The 14,318-nt window shown below is 68.8% G+C and carries 17 protein-coding genes; 7 read left to right on the top strand and 10 right to left on the bottom strand.

From position 1 onward, the window contains the following. The first annotated feature begins 85 nt into the window (after nt 1-85). Nucleotides 86-685, top strand: coding sequence for a TMEM165/GDT1 family protein (locus L3Q65_RS36845; protein ID WP_182893629.1), 600 nt, complete (start codon nt 86-88; stop codon nt 683-685). A gap of 107 nt (nt 686-792) precedes the next feature. After that, nucleotides 793-1,461 carry a DUF998 domain-containing protein gene (locus L3Q65_RS36840; protein ID WP_182893628.1) on the top strand — a complete coding sequence of 223 codons (669 nt, stop codon included), beginning with the start codon at nt 793-795 and terminating at the stop codon, nt 1,459-1,461. Here the strand turns inward: L3Q65_RS36840 and L3Q65_RS36835 are convergent. Next, a complete protein-coding gene (locus L3Q65_RS36835) occupies nt 1,458-2,093 on the bottom strand; it encodes an IclR family transcriptional regulator (protein WP_182893627.1) in 636 nt (211 codons plus the stop codon). The two genes, L3Q65_RS36840 and L3Q65_RS36835, sit on opposite strands and share 4 nt — an antisense overlap. After that, nucleotides 2,090-2,944 (bottom strand): hypothetical protein, encoded by an 855-nt coding sequence (locus L3Q65_RS36830; RefSeq protein WP_280142717.1) that lies wholly within the window; start codon nt 2,942-2,944, stop codon nt 2,090-2,092. The genes L3Q65_RS36835 and L3Q65_RS36830 overlap by 4 nt, the downstream gene beginning before the upstream one ends. 231 nt (nt 2,945-3,175) lie before the next feature. Between L3Q65_RS36830 and L3Q65_RS36825 the strand changes: the two genes are divergently transcribed. Continuing rightward, a complete protein-coding gene (locus L3Q65_RS36825) occupies nt 3,176-3,976 on the top strand; it encodes a DUF2470 domain-containing protein (protein ID WP_182893626.1) in 801 nt (266 codons plus the stop codon). 16 nt (nt 3,977-3,992) lie between these two features. Here L3Q65_RS36825 and L3Q65_RS36820 read toward each other — a convergent pair whose 3' ends face one another. Continuing rightward, nucleotides 3,993-4,460 carry a PPOX class F420-dependent oxidoreductase gene (locus L3Q65_RS36820; protein ID WP_237597736.1) on the bottom strand — a complete coding sequence of 156 codons (468 nt, stop codon included), beginning with the start codon at nt 4,458-4,460 and terminating at the stop codon, nt 3,993-3,995. 22 nt (nt 4,461-4,482) lie between these two features. Between L3Q65_RS36820 and L3Q65_RS36815 the strand changes: the two genes are divergently transcribed. The 3 genes from L3Q65_RS36815 (at nt 4,483) to L3Q65_RS36805 (ending at nt 7,267) form a co-directional block, all read left to right on the top strand. After that, nucleotides 4,483-5,316, top strand: coding sequence for a CPBP family intramembrane glutamic endopeptidase (locus L3Q65_RS36815; protein ID WP_237597735.1), 834 nt, complete (start codon nt 4,483-4,485; stop codon nt 5,314-5,316). 61 nt (nt 5,317-5,377) lie between these two features. Further along, nucleotides 5,378-6,574 carry an arginine deiminase gene (locus tag L3Q65_RS36810; protein ID WP_182893929.1) on the top strand — a complete coding sequence of 399 codons (1,197 nt, stop codon included), beginning with the start codon at nt 5,378-5,380 and terminating at the stop codon, nt 6,572-6,574. Between the two features lie 141 nt (nt 6,575-6,715). Continuing rightward, nucleotides 6,716-7,267: a ferritin gene (locus L3Q65_RS36805; RefSeq protein WP_182893623.1), complete on the top strand. Its 552-nt coding sequence runs from the start codon at nt 6,716-6,718 to the stop codon at nt 7,265-7,267. A 69-nt stretch (nt 7,268-7,336) separates the two neighbouring features. Here L3Q65_RS36805 and L3Q65_RS36800 read toward each other — a convergent pair whose 3' ends face one another. The 5 genes from L3Q65_RS36800 to L3Q65_RS36780 all read right to left on the bottom strand — a co-directional run bounded on the left by L3Q65_RS36800 (nt 7,337) and on the right by L3Q65_RS36780 (nt 10,811). After that, entirely contained in the window at nt 7,337-7,921 is a 585-nt protein-coding gene (locus L3Q65_RS36800) for a dihydrofolate reductase family protein (protein WP_182893622.1), read from the bottom strand. A gap of 93 nt (nt 7,922-8,014) precedes the next feature. Beyond that, the gene (locus L3Q65_RS36795; protein WP_237597734.1) at nt 8,015-8,842 is read right to left on the bottom strand and encodes a hypothetical protein; all 828 of its coding nucleotides are present in this window, start codon (nt 8,840-8,842) and stop codon (nt 8,015-8,017) included. After that, complete coding sequence (locus tag L3Q65_RS36790) at nt 8,839-9,402, bottom strand: SigE family RNA polymerase sigma factor (RefSeq protein ID WP_237597733.1); 564 nt, start codon at nt 9,400-9,402, stop codon at nt 8,839-8,841. The genes L3Q65_RS36795 and L3Q65_RS36790 overlap by 4 nt, the downstream gene beginning before the upstream one ends. A gap of 124 nt (nt 9,403-9,526) precedes the next feature. Continuing rightward, nucleotides 9,527-9,880, bottom strand: a complete 354-nt coding sequence (locus L3Q65_RS36785; RefSeq protein ID WP_182893620.1) for a DUF952 domain-containing protein — start codon at nt 9,878-9,880, stop codon at nt 9,527-9,529. A gap of 55 nt (nt 9,881-9,935) precedes the next feature. Next, a complete protein-coding gene (locus L3Q65_RS36780) occupies nt 9,936-10,811 on the bottom strand; it encodes a DUF5926 family protein (protein WP_237597732.1) in 876 nt (291 codons plus the stop codon). Between the two features lie 76 nt (nt 10,812-10,887). On the opposite strand from L3Q65_RS36780, the gene L3Q65_RS36775 reads away from it, so the two are divergent. After that, nucleotides 10,888-12,042, top strand: a complete 1,155-nt coding sequence (locus L3Q65_RS36775) for a cytochrome P450 (RefSeq protein WP_237597731.1) — start codon at nt 10,888-10,890, stop codon at nt 12,040-12,042. 47 nt (nt 12,043-12,089) lie between these two features. Here L3Q65_RS36775 and mca read toward each other — a convergent pair whose 3' ends face one another. Both mca and L3Q65_RS36765 read right to left on the bottom strand, forming a co-directional pair. After that, nucleotides 12,090-12,914 (bottom strand): mycothiol conjugate amidase Mca, encoded by an 825-nt coding sequence (gene mca, locus L3Q65_RS36770; protein ID WP_182893618.1) that lies wholly within the window; start codon nt 12,912-12,914, stop codon nt 12,090-12,092. Next, on the bottom strand, nt 12,911-14,260 hold the full coding sequence (locus tag L3Q65_RS36765) for a DHA2 family efflux MFS transporter permease subunit (protein WP_237597730.1): 1,350 nt from the start codon (nt 14,258-14,260) through the stop codon (nt 12,911-12,913). The genes mca and L3Q65_RS36765 overlap by 4 nt, the downstream gene beginning before the upstream one ends. Between the last annotated feature and the right edge of the window lie 58 nt (nt 14,261-14,318).

The raw sequence follows: 14,318 nt of genomic DNA, 5'->3' as shown, positions 1-14,318 counted from the left end.
TATCAGGCAATTCGCGAAACCCATCAGCTTGCGGTTTTCTGAACCTCCCCTTTATCGTTGCAGTGAAAGGGGTGAGCACGAACCCATGTCTCCCGCATTGATCGCTCTGTTCAGCGCGTTCGGCCTGGTCCTGGCCGTCGAGCTGCCGGACAAGACGCTCGTCGCGACGCTCGTGCTCACCACTCGTTTCCGCGCCTGGCCGGTATTCGCCGGAGTATGCGTGGCGTTCGCCGTGCAATGCGTGATCGCGGTCGCTTTCGGAAGCCTGCTCACGCTCTTGCCGGAAACCCTTGTTTCGGTGCTGGTCGCCGCGATGTTCGGAGTCGGCGCGTTCCTGCTGCTGCGCGAGGGCTTCAGCGAAGGCAGCGAAGCGGGCGAGGACGCGTCGCGGTCCGGGCCGGGTCCGGTGTCGTTCCTGCGTTCCGCACTGACGTCGTTCGGCGTGCTCTTCGCCGCGGAGTGGGGCGACGCCTCGCAGCTGGCGACCGCGGGTCTCGTCGCCCGGCTCGGCAACCCGTTCGCGGTCGGGGTCGGCGCGTTCGTCGCGCTGGTGTCGGTCGCCGGACTGGCGGTGTTCATCGGGGCGAAGATCCGCGACCGGATCCGGCCGAAGCTGATCCAGCGGACCGCCGGGTTCGTGTTCGCCGGGTTCGCCGCGTTCGCGCTGGCCCAGCTGCTCTGGTAACGGCCGTTTCACAGGAACGCCGGGTAACCTCTTCGGAACCCCCGAACGAGGACCAGGTGAACCGCCGGTGACGCCATGGCCTCCGCCATGACCGCCGAGGAGCACCCGTGCCGACCACCTCCCGTGCCGCCGTGTCTCCGGTGTCGCCGGTGCACGGCAGGCTCGCGCTGGTCGGCATCGGCGCGGCCGTGCTCATCGCCACGGACCTGCACCTGCGGCTTTCCGCGCAAATCAGCCCGATCTGGCAGACGCTGTCGGAGTACGTCTACGGCAGGCTCGGCGACCATTCGGCCGCGCGGCTGTTCACCGTCATGTGCCTCGCGCTCGCGCTGGGCTCGCTGGCGTTGCTGGCCGGACTCGTCAAAGCCCGCCGCTCGCCGGCGGTCGTCCTCCTGCTCGGTGTGTGGTGCGCCGGTCTCACGATCTGCGCGACGGTCCCGGTCGACCCCAACGGCGAAGCCCGTTCCTTCGACGGCCAGCTGCACAACGCCGCCGCCCTCACCGCTTTCCTCGCACTCCCCACGGCCGCCTGGCTGCTGACCCGCCGCGGCGGCCGATCGTGCCCGTGGGAACCGCGCCGCACGACGATCCGTGGGCTGGCCATCGCGAGTTTCGCCAGCGTGGCGGTGGTGCTGGGCGGCTTCGTGTTCGCCCTGATCACCGGGCCCGCGCAGCAGGAAGTGACGCTCGGGCTGTTCGAGCGGCTGCTGTTCACCGTGGACCTGGCGCTGCTGCTGACCATGGTCCGCCCGCTGGTCGCCGCGTCCCGCCGCTAGGTCCGCAGCACCTCGGCCAGCTTGAAAGCCGCCGCTACCGCCAGGGGCCCGACCTCGTCGGAAGCCAACGGCTCCAACGAGATCACCCCGACGCTCGCCCGCAGCCCGGGAACCCCGCGCACCGGCGCGGCGACGCCCGAAGCACCAGCCTCGATCTCGCCTGTCGAAACGGCCCACTTGTCAGTGCCGCCGGGTCGCAACGCCATCGCCCGCCCCGCGGCACCCGCGGCGAGCGCGTGCCTGCTGCCGACCCGGTACGCCACGTGGTAGCTCGTCCACGACGGCTCCACCACCGCGACTGCCTGCGCGTGATCGCCCTGCGCCACCGTCAGATGCGCCGTTGCGCCGACCTTCTCCGCCAGCTCGCGCAACACCGGCCGCGCGGCCTCGCGCAGCTGTGGCAGCACCTGACCGGCCAGCCGCAGCACTCCGACGCCGAGCCGCACCTTCGTGCCGTCCCGCCAGATCAGGCCGCGTTCGGCCAGCGGCACCAGCAGCCGGTACACCGCCGCGCGGCTGGCGCCGATGGTCACCGCGAGTTCGGAGATGGTCGCCGCCTGCTCGCCCGAATCGGCCACCGCCTGCAGCAGCGCGAGACCGCGGTCGAGGGTCAGCGACCCCTCCGTGCTCACAGCAGCTCGAGTTCACCCAGGTCGGCCACCGGCTCGGCGAACGATGCCGCCGCGTACGACCCGAACAGCTCCCGGACCGCCTTCGCGGCAGGCTCCGGCAGCGCGCGTGCTTCGTCCGCGAGCGCCTTGCCGTCGGTCGATTCCAGCGCCGCGCGGACGTCGCCGCCGGAGAGGCAGCGCGCCGACGCGACGAGCAGGTTCAGGAAGCCGTGATGCGTGAAGCCGGTTTCCGGGTCGACGTGCCGCACCGCGCGGTGCAGGCTGTTCGTCGCCTTGAACGAGGCTCCCGGCGAGCCGCTGACCACGGACAGGAAGTCGGCGACCTCGTCCACGCTGGGGAAGTTTTCCCCTGCCTTGCCGCCGCAGCGGATCTTCGGCCAGCTGCCGTGCTCGATCACGTTGCGGACGCCGTCCAGCCAGCCGACGCCGCGGCGCGGTTCGACCACCCGGATGACGTCCTCGGGAACGAACTCCGAGACGCGTTCGAGCCACACCTCGTCGACGTCGGACGGGGCGGGCATCTCCACCATCCGCAGCGACAGCAGTTCGCTGCGCGATTCGACGATCGAGATCGCCTTCGGAACGCCGCCGAGCCCGGTGTCGATGATCAGCGACAGCGGCAGCGGCTCCTTGGGCTTGATCTTGATCAGCTCGGTGATCAGCTCCGGCAGCCGCGAGGCCTGGCACAGGAAAACCCCGAGCACCCCGGCGTGTTCCCCGCCGCGCGATTCGAAGTGCGCGCGCAGCGCCTCCGGCATCGCGACGTCCGCGGGCGGGAAGAGCGCCGAGTCGTCGACGAGCCGCGCGAACAGGGGAGGAATTCCACGGGGGCCGGGGGGCGTGAGTTCCACAGCGCTTGACACGACTGACACGCTAGTAGCGTACGGCAAGAGGACAAAATCGTTCGCTCTGCGGACACCCTCTCCGAAGGGGATCAACTGGTCCCGCAAGCCGAATCCGCCCGGTCTCACCCTTCGGCCGATCCGTTGACCAGCGCTTTCCCGATCCGTGGGTGATCTTCCCGCGCACTCTTCCCTTCGCCCGGCAATTCAGGTTAGGCTCACCTAAGTAGGAGGTGAGCCGTGACCGAGGCACCCGTATCCGTGCGCCGCCCGCCCGCGCCGAACCCCGCCGAACGCGCCAAGACGATCGCGACCCGCGGCGGCCCGGCGACGATCATGCCGACCGTCGAAAGCGCCGGCTGCGAAGCCGAACGTGTCGAGCCCGTCCTGCATCACGTGCACCACAGCGGAAGCGTCAGCATTCTTCTGCCGGACGAGCACCCGATGGTGTGCGCGTCCCGGCAGGCTCAACGCGGCGAGCTCGCCGTCATGGTCGAGCTCGCCGACCACGCCCCGGTGGCGCTGCGGGAACCGGTCCGCGGCCTGCTGTGGATCACCGGATGGCTCCGGCCGCTGACGGCGGTGTCGGCTCGCGCGCGTGCGGTGTCGATCGCCGAACAGCGGCCGGACCACCGGCTCCTCGACGTCGGCCACGGCCTCACGCTGCTCCGGCTGACCCCGGCGTCGCTGGTGCTGGCCGACGCGGAGGGCACGCATTCGCTGCGGCCGCACATGTTCAGCGCGGCCCCGCCGGACCCGTTCCACGACTACGAGGCCGAATGGCTGCGGCACCTGGAAAGCGACCATCCGGACGTGGTGGAACAGCTGGCCCGGCACCTGCCCGCGGACCTGCGCGGCGGCCGGATCCGCCCGCTCGGCCTCGACCGGTACGGCCTGCGCCTGCGCGTGGAATCGACAGCAGGCGACCACGACGTCCGCCTCGCGTTCTCCCGCACGGTCGACAGCCCGCCGCAGCTGGCCGCGGAACTGCGGCGATTGCTCGGCTGCCCGTTCCTGCGCCACCAGCACGGCGAGGCCTGACTGGCCGTGAAGGACCTCAGTCGTCCGCTAGCTCCGGAGGGAAGCCGCCGGTCGCGATCGGCCCCCAGCGGTCGATCGTGATCCGGATCAGGCTCTTGCCCTGTTTGCGCATCGCCTCGCGGTACTCGTCCCAGTCGGGGTGCTCGCCGGAGATGCTGCGGAAGTAGTCGACCAGCGGCTCGACCGAATCCGGCAGGTCGATCACCTCCGCGGTCCCGTCGACCTGCACCCACGGGCCGTTCCACTCGTCCGACAGCACGCACACCGACACCTGGGAGTTGCGCCGGAGGTTCACCGCCTTCGCGCGCTTGGGATACGTCGCGATGACGATCCGGCCCTCGTCGTCGACGCCGCACGTGTTCGGGGACAGCTGCGGCCGTCCGTCGGCGCGAGTGGTCACCAGGATCGCGTGGTGCCGCTGCTTGAGGAACGCGACCAGCTCGGCGCGCTCGACCTTCGTGTTGGTGGCGATAGTCCTCGGCATACCCCGACGGTAGCGTGCGTTCATGCGCACCACAGAGCGTTCCGGAAGGCCATCGGGCCTGCGTTCCTGGCTCAATCCGGCACTTCCGGCGTTCCCGGCTCCGATCACCGACGCCCGCGAGCGGCGGGCGGTCAAGATCGAGCTGGTCCTCGTTTTCGGCATCACCCTCGGACTGTCCGGTGCGCGCAGCCTGCTGTCCCTTGTGGACTCTCTGCTCCGGCCGACCCCGTTGGCTCAGCAGCAAGTGCAGCTCAACGTCCCGCGCGCGGCGGCGAGCCTGCTGGACCTGCTCCAGCAGCTGCTGAGCGCCGCGCAGCTGATCGGCTGGGGCGGGCTCGGGCTGTACCTGCTGTGGCGGGCCGGGATGAAACTGCGCGAAATCGGCCTGAGCCGGCGCATCCGTTCCGACGCGCTCATCACCGTCGGAATCGCCGCGCTGATCGGCATTCCCGGGCTCGCGCTGTATTTCCTCTCGTATCACCTCGGGTTCAGCCTCGCGGTGCAACCGTCCACTTTGGGCGATACCTGGTGGCGGCCGATCGCGCTGACGCTTTCCGCCTTCGGCAACGCTTTCGCCGAGGAAGTGCTCGTGATCGGCTATCTGCTCACGCGGCTGCGGCAACTCGGCGTGCGCGAGAACGCGTCGCTGTTCGGCACCGCGGTACTTCGCGGTTCCTACCACCTGTACCAAGGGTTCGGCGGGTTCGTCGGCAACCTCGTGATGGGACTGGTGTTCGGCCGCGTGTGGCAGCGGACCAACCGGCTGTGGCCGCTCATCGCCGCGCATACTTTGTTCGATGTGGTGTCCTTCGTCGGCTATTCGTTGCTGAAAGGCCGTCTTTCCTGGCTCCCGTGATGCCTGCTCATTAGGCTCGCACTTCGTGAGCGAGACGAGCGAGATGACCGCACCTCCCAGGGTGGACAGCGAAGTCGGGCCGCTTCGGGCAGTGCTGCTGCACCGGCCGGGAAACGAGCTGAAACGGCTCACTCCCCGCAACAACGACAAGCTGCTTTTCGACTCCATCCCGTGGGTGAGCCGGGCGCAGCAGGAACACGACGCGTTCGCCGACGTCCTGCGCGGCCGCGGCGTCGAAGTGCTGCTGCTGGCCGACGTTCTCCGCACCGCGCTGGAAGATCAGCGCGCGCACGCAGCCGGGGTCCACGCCGCGGTGGACGACCGGCGGCTCGGCAGCGATCTCGCGGATTCGCTCAGGTCGCACCTGACGAGCGTCGACGCGCACACGCTCGCCGAAGTCCTGATGGCGGGCATGACGTTCGAGGAGCTGCCGTCCGCCGAGGGCGCGTCGCTGGTGCGGATGATGCACCATCCGCGCGACTTCGCCGTCGATCCGCTGCCCAATCTGCTCTTCACCCGCGATTCGTCCGCGTGGATCGGCGACCGTGTCGCGATCTCGTCGCTGACCATGCCCGCGCGGCGGCGGGAAACGGCGCTGCTCGACCTCGTTTACGCCTACCATCCGCGATTCCGCCACGCCGCCCGCGCTTACGGCGCGCATTCCGCGCCGATCGAAGGCGGCGACGTGATGCTGCTGGCTCCCGGTGTCGTCGCGATCGGCGTCGGCGAACGGACGACTCCGGCCGGAGCCGAATCGCTCGCGCGTTCCGTATTCGCCGACGGACTCGCGCATACCGTCGTCGCGGTCCCGATCGAACAATCGCGCGCGACGATGCATCTCGACACGGTATGCACGATGGTCGATGTCGACGCCGTCGTGATGTATCCGCTCGCGCGCGATTCGCTGACCGCGTTCACCATCAAACCGACCGGCGACGGCGGCGTGAAAGTGGCGGGCCCGACGCCTTTCCTCGAAGCCGCCGCGGAAGCGATGGAGATCGACCGGCTGCGGGTGATCGACACCGGCCTCGACCCGGTCACCGCGGAGCGCGAGCAGTGGGACGACGGCAACAACACGCTGGCACTGGCCCCCGGCGTGGTCGTGGGCTACGAACGGAACGCGGAGACCAACGAACGGCTCGCCGCGGCGGGCATCGAGGTGCTGCCGATCACCGGGTCCGAACTGGGGTCCGGCCGAGGCGGCCCGCGCTGCATGTCGTGTCCGGTGCGCCGCGATCCCCCGCCAAAGGAAAGTTAGCCTTTCCTTAATAAGGGCAAACGCATTAAGGGAAGGCTAACCAAAATAAGTGTTTCCTTCTTGAGGAATGGTAACCCTAATAGGGTGGAGATCACCAGCCAAAAGTGGAAAACAATCGGACATTGACGTACCGTGATGAACATGGCCGCTACGAAGAAAGAACCGCGCTCTAAGTTCTACGAACTGCTGCAGGCGCAGATTCACAACGAGTTCAACGCCTCCCAGCAGTACATCGCGCTCGCGGTCTGGTTCGACAACGAGGACCTTCCGCAGCTCGCGAAGCACTTCTACAAGCAGTCCGTCGAGGAGCGCAATCACGCGATGGCGCTCGTCCAGTACATGCTCGACCGCGACCACCACGTCGAGGTCCCCGGCACCGGCGAAGTCCGCAACGACTTCTCCGCCCCGCTCGAACTGCTCGAACTCGCGCTGGAGCAGGAGAAGGAGGTCGCTGCCGACATCTCCGCGCTCGCGAAGGCCGCGCGGGCCGAGGAGGACTACATCAGCGAGCAGTTCACCCAGTGGTTCCTCAAGGAGCAGGTCGAGGAGATCTCCCAGATGTCGACGCTGGTCACGGTCGCGCGCCGCGCGGGTGACAACGTCTACGAGATCGAGAAGTTCCTGCACCGCGAGGCCGTCGGCGACGCCGGCGCGGACTCCGGGATGCCCCCGGTCGCGGGTGGCGCGCTGTAAGCGCTCGACGCTTGCCGGAAGCCCGGTTGTCCCCAGTGTGGACAACCGGGCTTCCCCATGTGGATAACTTCAGCGCCGCTCGTACTGCGCGATAAGCACGCCGGTGGTGGTCGCGACGCTGCTGACGAGCGAAAACTCGGTCAGCGGCGCTGGTCCTTCGAAGAGCCGCGCGCCGCGGCCGAGCGTCAGCGGGTGGATCAGGAAAGTGTAGCTGTCGACCAGTCCGGCGGCGTGCAGCGCGCGCACGAGCGAAACGCTGCCGATGATCGCGAGATCCTTGCCCGGCAAGGCTTTCAGCTCAGCCACGGTCTCCACCGCGGAGCCGCGCAGCAGCACCGAGTTCGGCCAGGCGTCCGCGTTGTCCAGGGTGGTGGAGACGACGTATTTCGTGGCCGCGTTCATGTGCTCGGTGTACGGATTCCCGTCCGTCTGCGGCCCCCAGACAGCGGCGAAATCCTCCCAGGTGCGCCGGCCGAACAGCATGTCCCCAGGCCGGTCCATGCCTTTCCCCATCTCGCGCGCCATGACGTCGTCGCCGTATCCGTTGCCCCAACCGCCGAGGTCGAACCCATTCTGGGTGTCCTCGTCGCCGCGACCGGGAGCTTGCACGACGCCATCAAGGGTGGTGCTCAGGATGACGCTGATCGAACGCATCGGATGTCCTTCCGCTTCCGCGGGCCGCCGACCGGCCCGTCACCCGCTACACGAGCGGCGCGGAGCCAGATCGACATCGGCTCGCGAAATTTTTCAGCCGGCGCAGTCCTGCGTCTTCGCCCGTACCTCGATGGCCTGGACCGCGCCTTCCGAGTTCAGCGTGAAGTGATACGCGCCCTGGTCACCGGTCGGCGACACGAGCGCACTCCCCGACTCCGACGTGCCCGGATAGGTCGCGGTGACCTGGTCCTTCGGCGACCCGTCGCCGACGCCTTCCGGGGTGTGCGCAGCACCGTCGGGCTTCACCGCGACCACGCCTTTCTCCGCCGACACGACGGCCGTCGCGGCGGGCACTCCGGCACCGCTGACGTCGTAGTAAGTGCAGCCCGCCGACTCCTTCACCGTCGTGAGCTTCATACCCTGGTCCGCGAGCTGCTGCTCCGTCATGCCGAGCTTCACCGCGCCAAGGCCGTCGGCGGTCACCAGCGCTCCGGACGCGGCTTTCGTCGGCGTCGTCTTCGGCGGTGCCGGCTTCGTGTGGTGCGGATGCGCGGGCGGGACCGGCGGGTCGGCCACGCTGGTCTCCATCGGCACGGACGGCGCTTGCACCTGCGTCGATTCGGCGCTCGAAGGAGGCTCCGGTACCGAAGAAGGCAGCGTGGGCTCGGCCGAAGCGACCTGCTGGGCGGCGACGCCGGTCGTGGCGGGCTGGGTGCGCAACTGGAGCACCACCAGCCCGGCTGAGGCCACCGCGAGGACGCACGCCGCCCCGGCCGCGGACGTCAGGATCCGCTGCCTGCGCCGCCGCCTGCGCGCACCGGCCACGATGGCCGACGCGGCGTTCTCGGCTGGTTCGACGGCTAGCCGGTCGTCGGCGAGGAGGGCGCGGAGCCGCTGTTCCAGATCGTCGGGCTGACTCACCCGGCGTCGCCTCCTTCCTGGTTCCTCAGTTTCGCCCGCAAGGACGCGATCGCCTTGCTCGCTTGGCTTTTCACCGTCCCCTGGCTGATGTCCAGCGCCTTGGCGATCTCCGCTTCGGACAGTCCCTCGTAGTACCGCAGCACCATCACCGTGCGCTGCCGCGGCGGGAGGTCGCGCAGCGCCTGCCACAGCGGCTCGTGCTCGAACGGATCCTTCGGCGCGCACGGGCTGGTGTCCGGCAGATCCGCGACGAGGTTCTCCCGCCGCGTCCGGCGCCAGCGGCTGACGTGCGCGTTCGCCATCGAACGCCGCACGTACGCCAGCGGGTCGCCGGTCTTCTGCTGCACGTACGACCAGCGCGCGCCGATCTTCTCGAGCACGGTCTGCACGAGGTCCGCGGCGTCGTGCGGGTTTCCGGTGAGCACGTGTCCGTAGCGGAGCAGCCCCGGCAGGGCTTCGCGCACGAAGTCGCCGAAGTCCGCGATGGCGTTGACCGCTTCCGCCGACGGGCCTGCCCAGGGCGGATCTCCGCTCGCGAGGGGCAATGCGGCTGCCGTCACCGTATCGCCCCTTCCCCGGATGACCGCGTCGAGCGACGGTGTCTCGTCATCCCCACCACGCATGAGCGCCCCCGAGGGTTGTCCCGTATCCGTCGCTACTTTCCGTAGCTGTGGACAACTGAGGTCAGCGCACGGAAAGCGACTCGGGCAGCTTGAAGGCGCCGTCCGTGTCAGGGGGGAAATCGTGTACCGCGACCACAGCGTTTCGCGGGATCGGGCCGTAGATGTGCGGGAACTGGATTCCGCGCGGGTCCGGCGGGTCGCCGTCCTCCCAGCGAACGGGCGCGTCGACCAGCTCGGGGTCGATTTCCAGCAGGACAAGGCCGGATTGGCCGCGGAAGACCGCGTTGGCGGGCAGGGCGACGGTGCCCGGGTCCGAGCAGTGGATGAATTCGGCGTCGTCGAGCGAGGACGCGCGATATTCGCCGCCGGCGGGCACCTCGGCCCACTCGGCACGGGTGCAGATGTGGAGGATCACGCGGTGATCATCCACCTGTGGACAACTCAGGTCGAGTTGTCCACAGGTGGACAACTCAGCGGATGGTGAGCTGGCGGCCGATCAGCCCGTCGCGGGCCCGCCGCTCGGCGGCGTTGAGCGGCTCGGAGTCGAGCGACTTGAGCGCCTCGTCCAGCCGGGCCCCGAGCTGGTCCTTGGGCTCGGCCCATTCCCTGGCGTGCGCCTCGGGGTCGAGGTCCCACACCGGGACGAGCAGGCCGTGCGCACGGAACGACCCGGCATATCGGGTGCCCTCGCCGAGCCCGAGCGTGCCGGCCGCGGACAGCCGCGCAAGCGCTTGCAGCAGCAGGTTCTCCGGTTCCGGGCGGACCCAGCGCAGGTGCGCCTTCTCGCCGGCGAGCACCCAGTACGCGCCGGAGCCGAGCCGGTCGGTGGGCATGATCGCGGCGTTCGCGCGCTCGAGGGAGACCGCGACGTCGCCGGTCGCGTCCGCGTCCTCGGGCAACCACCACGCGAAGTCGGTGTGGAGGGCGACCTCCAGCTCCGCGCTCGACACGAGGAGGTCCTGGAGCCGGTTGTGCTCGTCCGGGTCGGTGGGCGACGTCGTGTCCGGCACCGACAGCACGTCGCCCGGTTCGGCGTCGAGCAGCCAGCGCAGCGCGCGGCCGAGGTCGCGGCTGATGTCGGAAGACCGCGTCTGCACCTGAAGACCGAGGAAGCGCTCGCCGTCCGAGCGGACGAACGCCGCGGCGGCCATGGGCAGCACCGTGCCGAGCGTGACGTCGCCGCCGTCGGCGAGCGTCAGCTTCGCCGTGGCGGACGGGACGAACTCGCGCAGCGCGATCAGCTCCGGCTCCGCCGCCAGACCCTCGAACGGCTGGCCGACGAAGACGTCGCGCACCTTCGGCTTGCGGTCCGGCTTGGGACCCTTCTTACGCGCGCCCTTACCCATTTCAGCCTCCTCGGAACTCGATGTCAGACGCTATCGAAGGGACCGGCCGTCCGGGCCCGCGGGTTAGAGTCAGCTCGTGTTCGACCCTCGTGATCCCGCCTTCCTCGCCGACCCGTATCCCGCGTTCGCCGCGCTGCGCGCCGAAGGCGAGGTGCATCAGCACGACGGCCTAGGCATCGCGATCACGGTTTCGCACGCCGCGTCCGCTGCCGTGCTCCGGCACCGCGGGCTCGGCCGCATCTGGACCGACGCGCGACCGCTCGAACGGTTCGCGTCGTTCAACCTGCTGCACCGCAACTCGTTGCTGGAGAACGAACCGCCCGCGCACACCCGCCTTCGCCGTGTCATCGCGGGCGAATTCGGCCGGGGTCATGTGCAGCGGCTGCGCCCGATGGTCGCGGAACTCGCGGAGTCCATGGTGGACACCCTGGCCGCGAAAATCGCCGCCGACGGCAGCGCGGACCTGCTCGAACACCTCGCGCAACCACTGCCGGTCGCGGTCATCGCCGAACTGCTCGGCGTCCCGGCGTCGGATGGCGGGAAGCTGGTGACGTGGAGCAACGCCATCGTGAAGATGTACGAATACGGTCTGTCCGAGGACGGCCGCGACGCCGCCGAACAGGCTGCGGCCGATTTCGTGGCGTACCTGCGCGAGGTCGTCGCCGGCTCGCCGCGCGGGATCGTCCGGGACCTGACCGCGAGCGAACTGACGCCCGACGAGGTCGTCGCCACCGCGGTGCTGCTGCTGATGGCCGGCCACGAGGCGACGGTGAACGTGATCGGCAACGGAGTGACCGCGTTGTTGACCCACCGCGCGGAATGGGAGCGGCTTAGGTCCGACCCAACGTTGCTGGATTCGGCTGTGGAAGAACTGATCCGCTTCGACTCCCCGTTGCAGTTGTTCGAGCGCACGGCGACTGAGGACGTGGAAATCGCTGGTCACCGGGTGGCGAAGGGCTCGAAGATCGGCGCGCTGCTGGGTGCGGCGGCGCGTGACCCGAAGGTGTTCGACGCCCCGGACACCCTCGACGTGGGCCGGTCGCCGAACGCACACCTCGGGTTCGGGATGGGGATCCATTACTGCGTCGGGGCGCCGCTGGCGAGGGTGGAGATCGCGGCCGCGCTTACGGCGTTGACGAAGCGACTCCCGGACCTGCGACTGGCCGCGGAGCCGGAGCGGAGGCCGGAGTTCGTGATCAGGGGGTTGCGGACTTTGCCGGTGACTGCCTGACGCAAGGGCTCGTGAGTGGCGTTGCCGGTTCTAACCGGCAACGCCACTCACGACAACCACCGCAAGCCCTCGAACAAGTCGTCCTCCACTCCGGCGCTTGGCGCGACGGGACCGTTCGTGCGAGCAAGGTGGTAATCCTCCCAGGGCCAGACCTCTCGTTCGATCTCGCGTGAGTGGGCGAAAAACGGATGTCCCGGATCCATCTGCGTGGCATGCGCGCGCAACGCCGCGTCCCGAGTCGCGAAGTGTTCCTCGCAGCGGATGCGTGCGGTCACGGTGAGCACGTCGATCGGCGGCAGTTCCTCCAAAACCGGCCCCATCAACGACTCTTCACCAGCGGCGAGCGTCGCCTCGTGCATGGCCGCGAACCAGGATCGGCTGAGAGTGGCCAGATAGTAGAGCTTGCGCGGGCTGCCGTCGTCGGATTCGTCGAACGCCGCGGTCGTGACCTCATGCGCGCGGATGTGGTCGGGGTGTGGATAACCTCCCGTCTCGTCATAGGTGACCACCACCTGTGGACGAAATTCCCGCATCAGCTCCAGCAACGGTTTTGTCGCTTCAACCAACGGAATCTCCGCGAAGCCGCCAGCCGGCGAAGGCGTGGCCAAACCCGAGTCGACGTGGCCGAGGAACGTCTGCCGGACGCCGAGAATCCTTGCCGCATCAGCCATTTCCCGGCGACGGATGGCAGGCAGATCCCGCCGGACGTCCTCTCGGTCCAAGGTTGGGTTGAGCACATCGCCGCGTTCGCCGCCGGTGCAGGTGGCAACTAGGACGTCGACGCCCTCGGCCGCGTAGCGGGCCAGGGTCGCGGCGCCCTTGCTCGATTCGTCATCGGGATGGGCGTGCACGGCCAAGAGGCGGAGCGTCATGCGCGGCTTCCTTTCGGGAAGAAGAGAGCGGGGATAAAGCTCAACAGGGAAAGGCCGAGTGCCCACGTGAACGTAGTGCCGAACGCGGCGGCGCCAGGAGGTTGCGCGTGCAGAACAGCCACCAGAATCGCCGTGCCCAGCGAGCCGCCAATGCGGTTGACGACGTTGATCGCGCTCGCCGCACGCGGGATTTGACTGCGTTCCAGCGAGGTGTAGAGCATCGTCATGCCGGGCGTGGCCGTCGCGCCTAGGCCGAACCCACGGATCAGCAGCGAAATTGTCAACAGGGTCGGGCTGGGGGAATCGCCGAGCTGAGTGAAGGCGATCGTGCCTACGAGCGACAGCGCGATGCCGGCGAGCATGACTGTTCGTGAGCCGAAGCGTTCCAGCAGTTTTCCGCCTGCGATGAGGACGACGGCTGATCCCAGCGCCTGTGGTGCGAGCAGGAGTCCGGCGGCGAGCGCGGATGTGTGCTGGATTTGTTGGTAGTAAAGCGGAAGCAGCAACATCGAGCTGTACAGGGATGCGCCCAATAAGAAAGTACTCGCGCTCGCGACGGTGAAAGCCCTGTGCGCGAACAACTTCAGATCAAGCAGCGGCGCTTGTGCACGACGGGCGTGCCAGGCGTAGGCGATCAGCAGCACGGCACCGACGATGGCGAACGCATAGGAACCTTCGCCTAGGCCGTAGCCGAGCGCGCCGAGCCCCGGCGGGAGCAGCAGGAGGCCGCGGACGTCGAGCGGATCGCGCGTACCAGCGGGTTCCTCGCGCGGCAACACTCGGACGGCGAGCAGCAAAGTGGCGACGCCGAACGGCACGATCCCGAAGAACAGCCAGCGCCAGCCGAGGTCCTGGACGAGCGCGCCGCCGAGCATCGGGCCGAGCACCGGCGCGACGGTCGCGGGCAGCGTGACGACGCCGATCATCCGGCCCAGCCGCGGACCGGCCGCCTGCGCGAAAATCGCCTGGCCGACCGGTTGCATGAGACCGCCGCCGAGGCCGTGCAGCACACGGAACGCGATCAGCGCCGGAGCCGACCAGGCGAACCCGCACAGCACCGTCCCCAGCGTGAACAGCCCGACCGCGGCGATCCACACCTGACGGCCGCCGAACCGGTCGGCGAGCCAACCGGACAGCGGGATCGTGAGCGAGGCGGCCAGCAGGTACGCGCTGGCCACCCACTGCACGATCGGCAGCGAACTGTCCAGGTCACGCGCCATTACGCCGATTCCGACCGACACGATCGTCGCGTCGAGGATCGACAGCACCGCGCCCAGGATGAGCACCCCGCCGAGCCGGCGAAGCCCGGAATCGGAGACCGGAGCCTCCGGAAGCCGCGTGGTCATCGCATCACCTCCTTCATTAGGTCGGACCTGAGATTAGGTTGAACCTAGTTAATGGGTC

It is taken from the genome of Amycolatopsis sp. FU40 (genome assembly GCF_021903635.1).
Classification (GTDB): Bacteria; Actinomycetota; Actinomycetes; order Mycobacteriales; family Pseudonocardiaceae; genus Amycolatopsis; species Amycolatopsis dendrobii.
Note: the sequence above shows the minus strand (reverse complement) of the source record. Positions and strands in the feature narration are given on the sequence as shown.

Bases quoted from the DNA above. Each gene is read 5' to 3' on its own strand.
- L3Q65_RS36845 (WP_182893629.1), top strand. From the start codon at position 86: ATGTCTCCCGCATTGATCGCTCTGTTCAGCGCGTTCGGCCTGGTCCTG.
- L3Q65_RS36820 (WP_237597736.1), bottom strand. From the start codon at position 4,460: ATGCCGAGGACTATCGCCACCAACACGAAGGTCGAGCGCGCCGAGCTG.
- L3Q65_RS36815 (WP_237597735.1), top strand. From the start codon at position 4,483: ATGCGCACCACAGAGCGTTCCGGAAGGCCATCGGGCCTGCGTTCCTGG.
- L3Q65_RS36805 (WP_182893623.1), top strand. From the start codon at position 6,716: ATGGCCGCTACGAAGAAAGAACCGCGCTCTAAGTTCTACGAACTGCTG.
- L3Q65_RS36800 (WP_182893622.1), bottom strand. From the start codon at position 7,921: ATGCGTTCGATCAGCGTCATCCTGAGCACCACCCTTGATGGCGTCGTG.
- L3Q65_RS36780 (WP_237597732.1), bottom strand. From the start codon at position 10,811: ATGGGTAAGGGCGCGCGTAAGAAGGGTCCCAAGCCGGACCGCAAGCCG.
- mca (WP_182893618.1), bottom strand. From the start codon at position 12,914: ATGACGCTCCGCCTCTTGGCCGTGCACGCCCATCCCGATGACGAATCG.
- L3Q65_RS36765 (WP_237597730.1), bottom strand. From the start codon at position 14,260: ATGACCACGCGGCTTCCGGAGGCTCCGGTCTCCGATTCCGGGCTTCGC.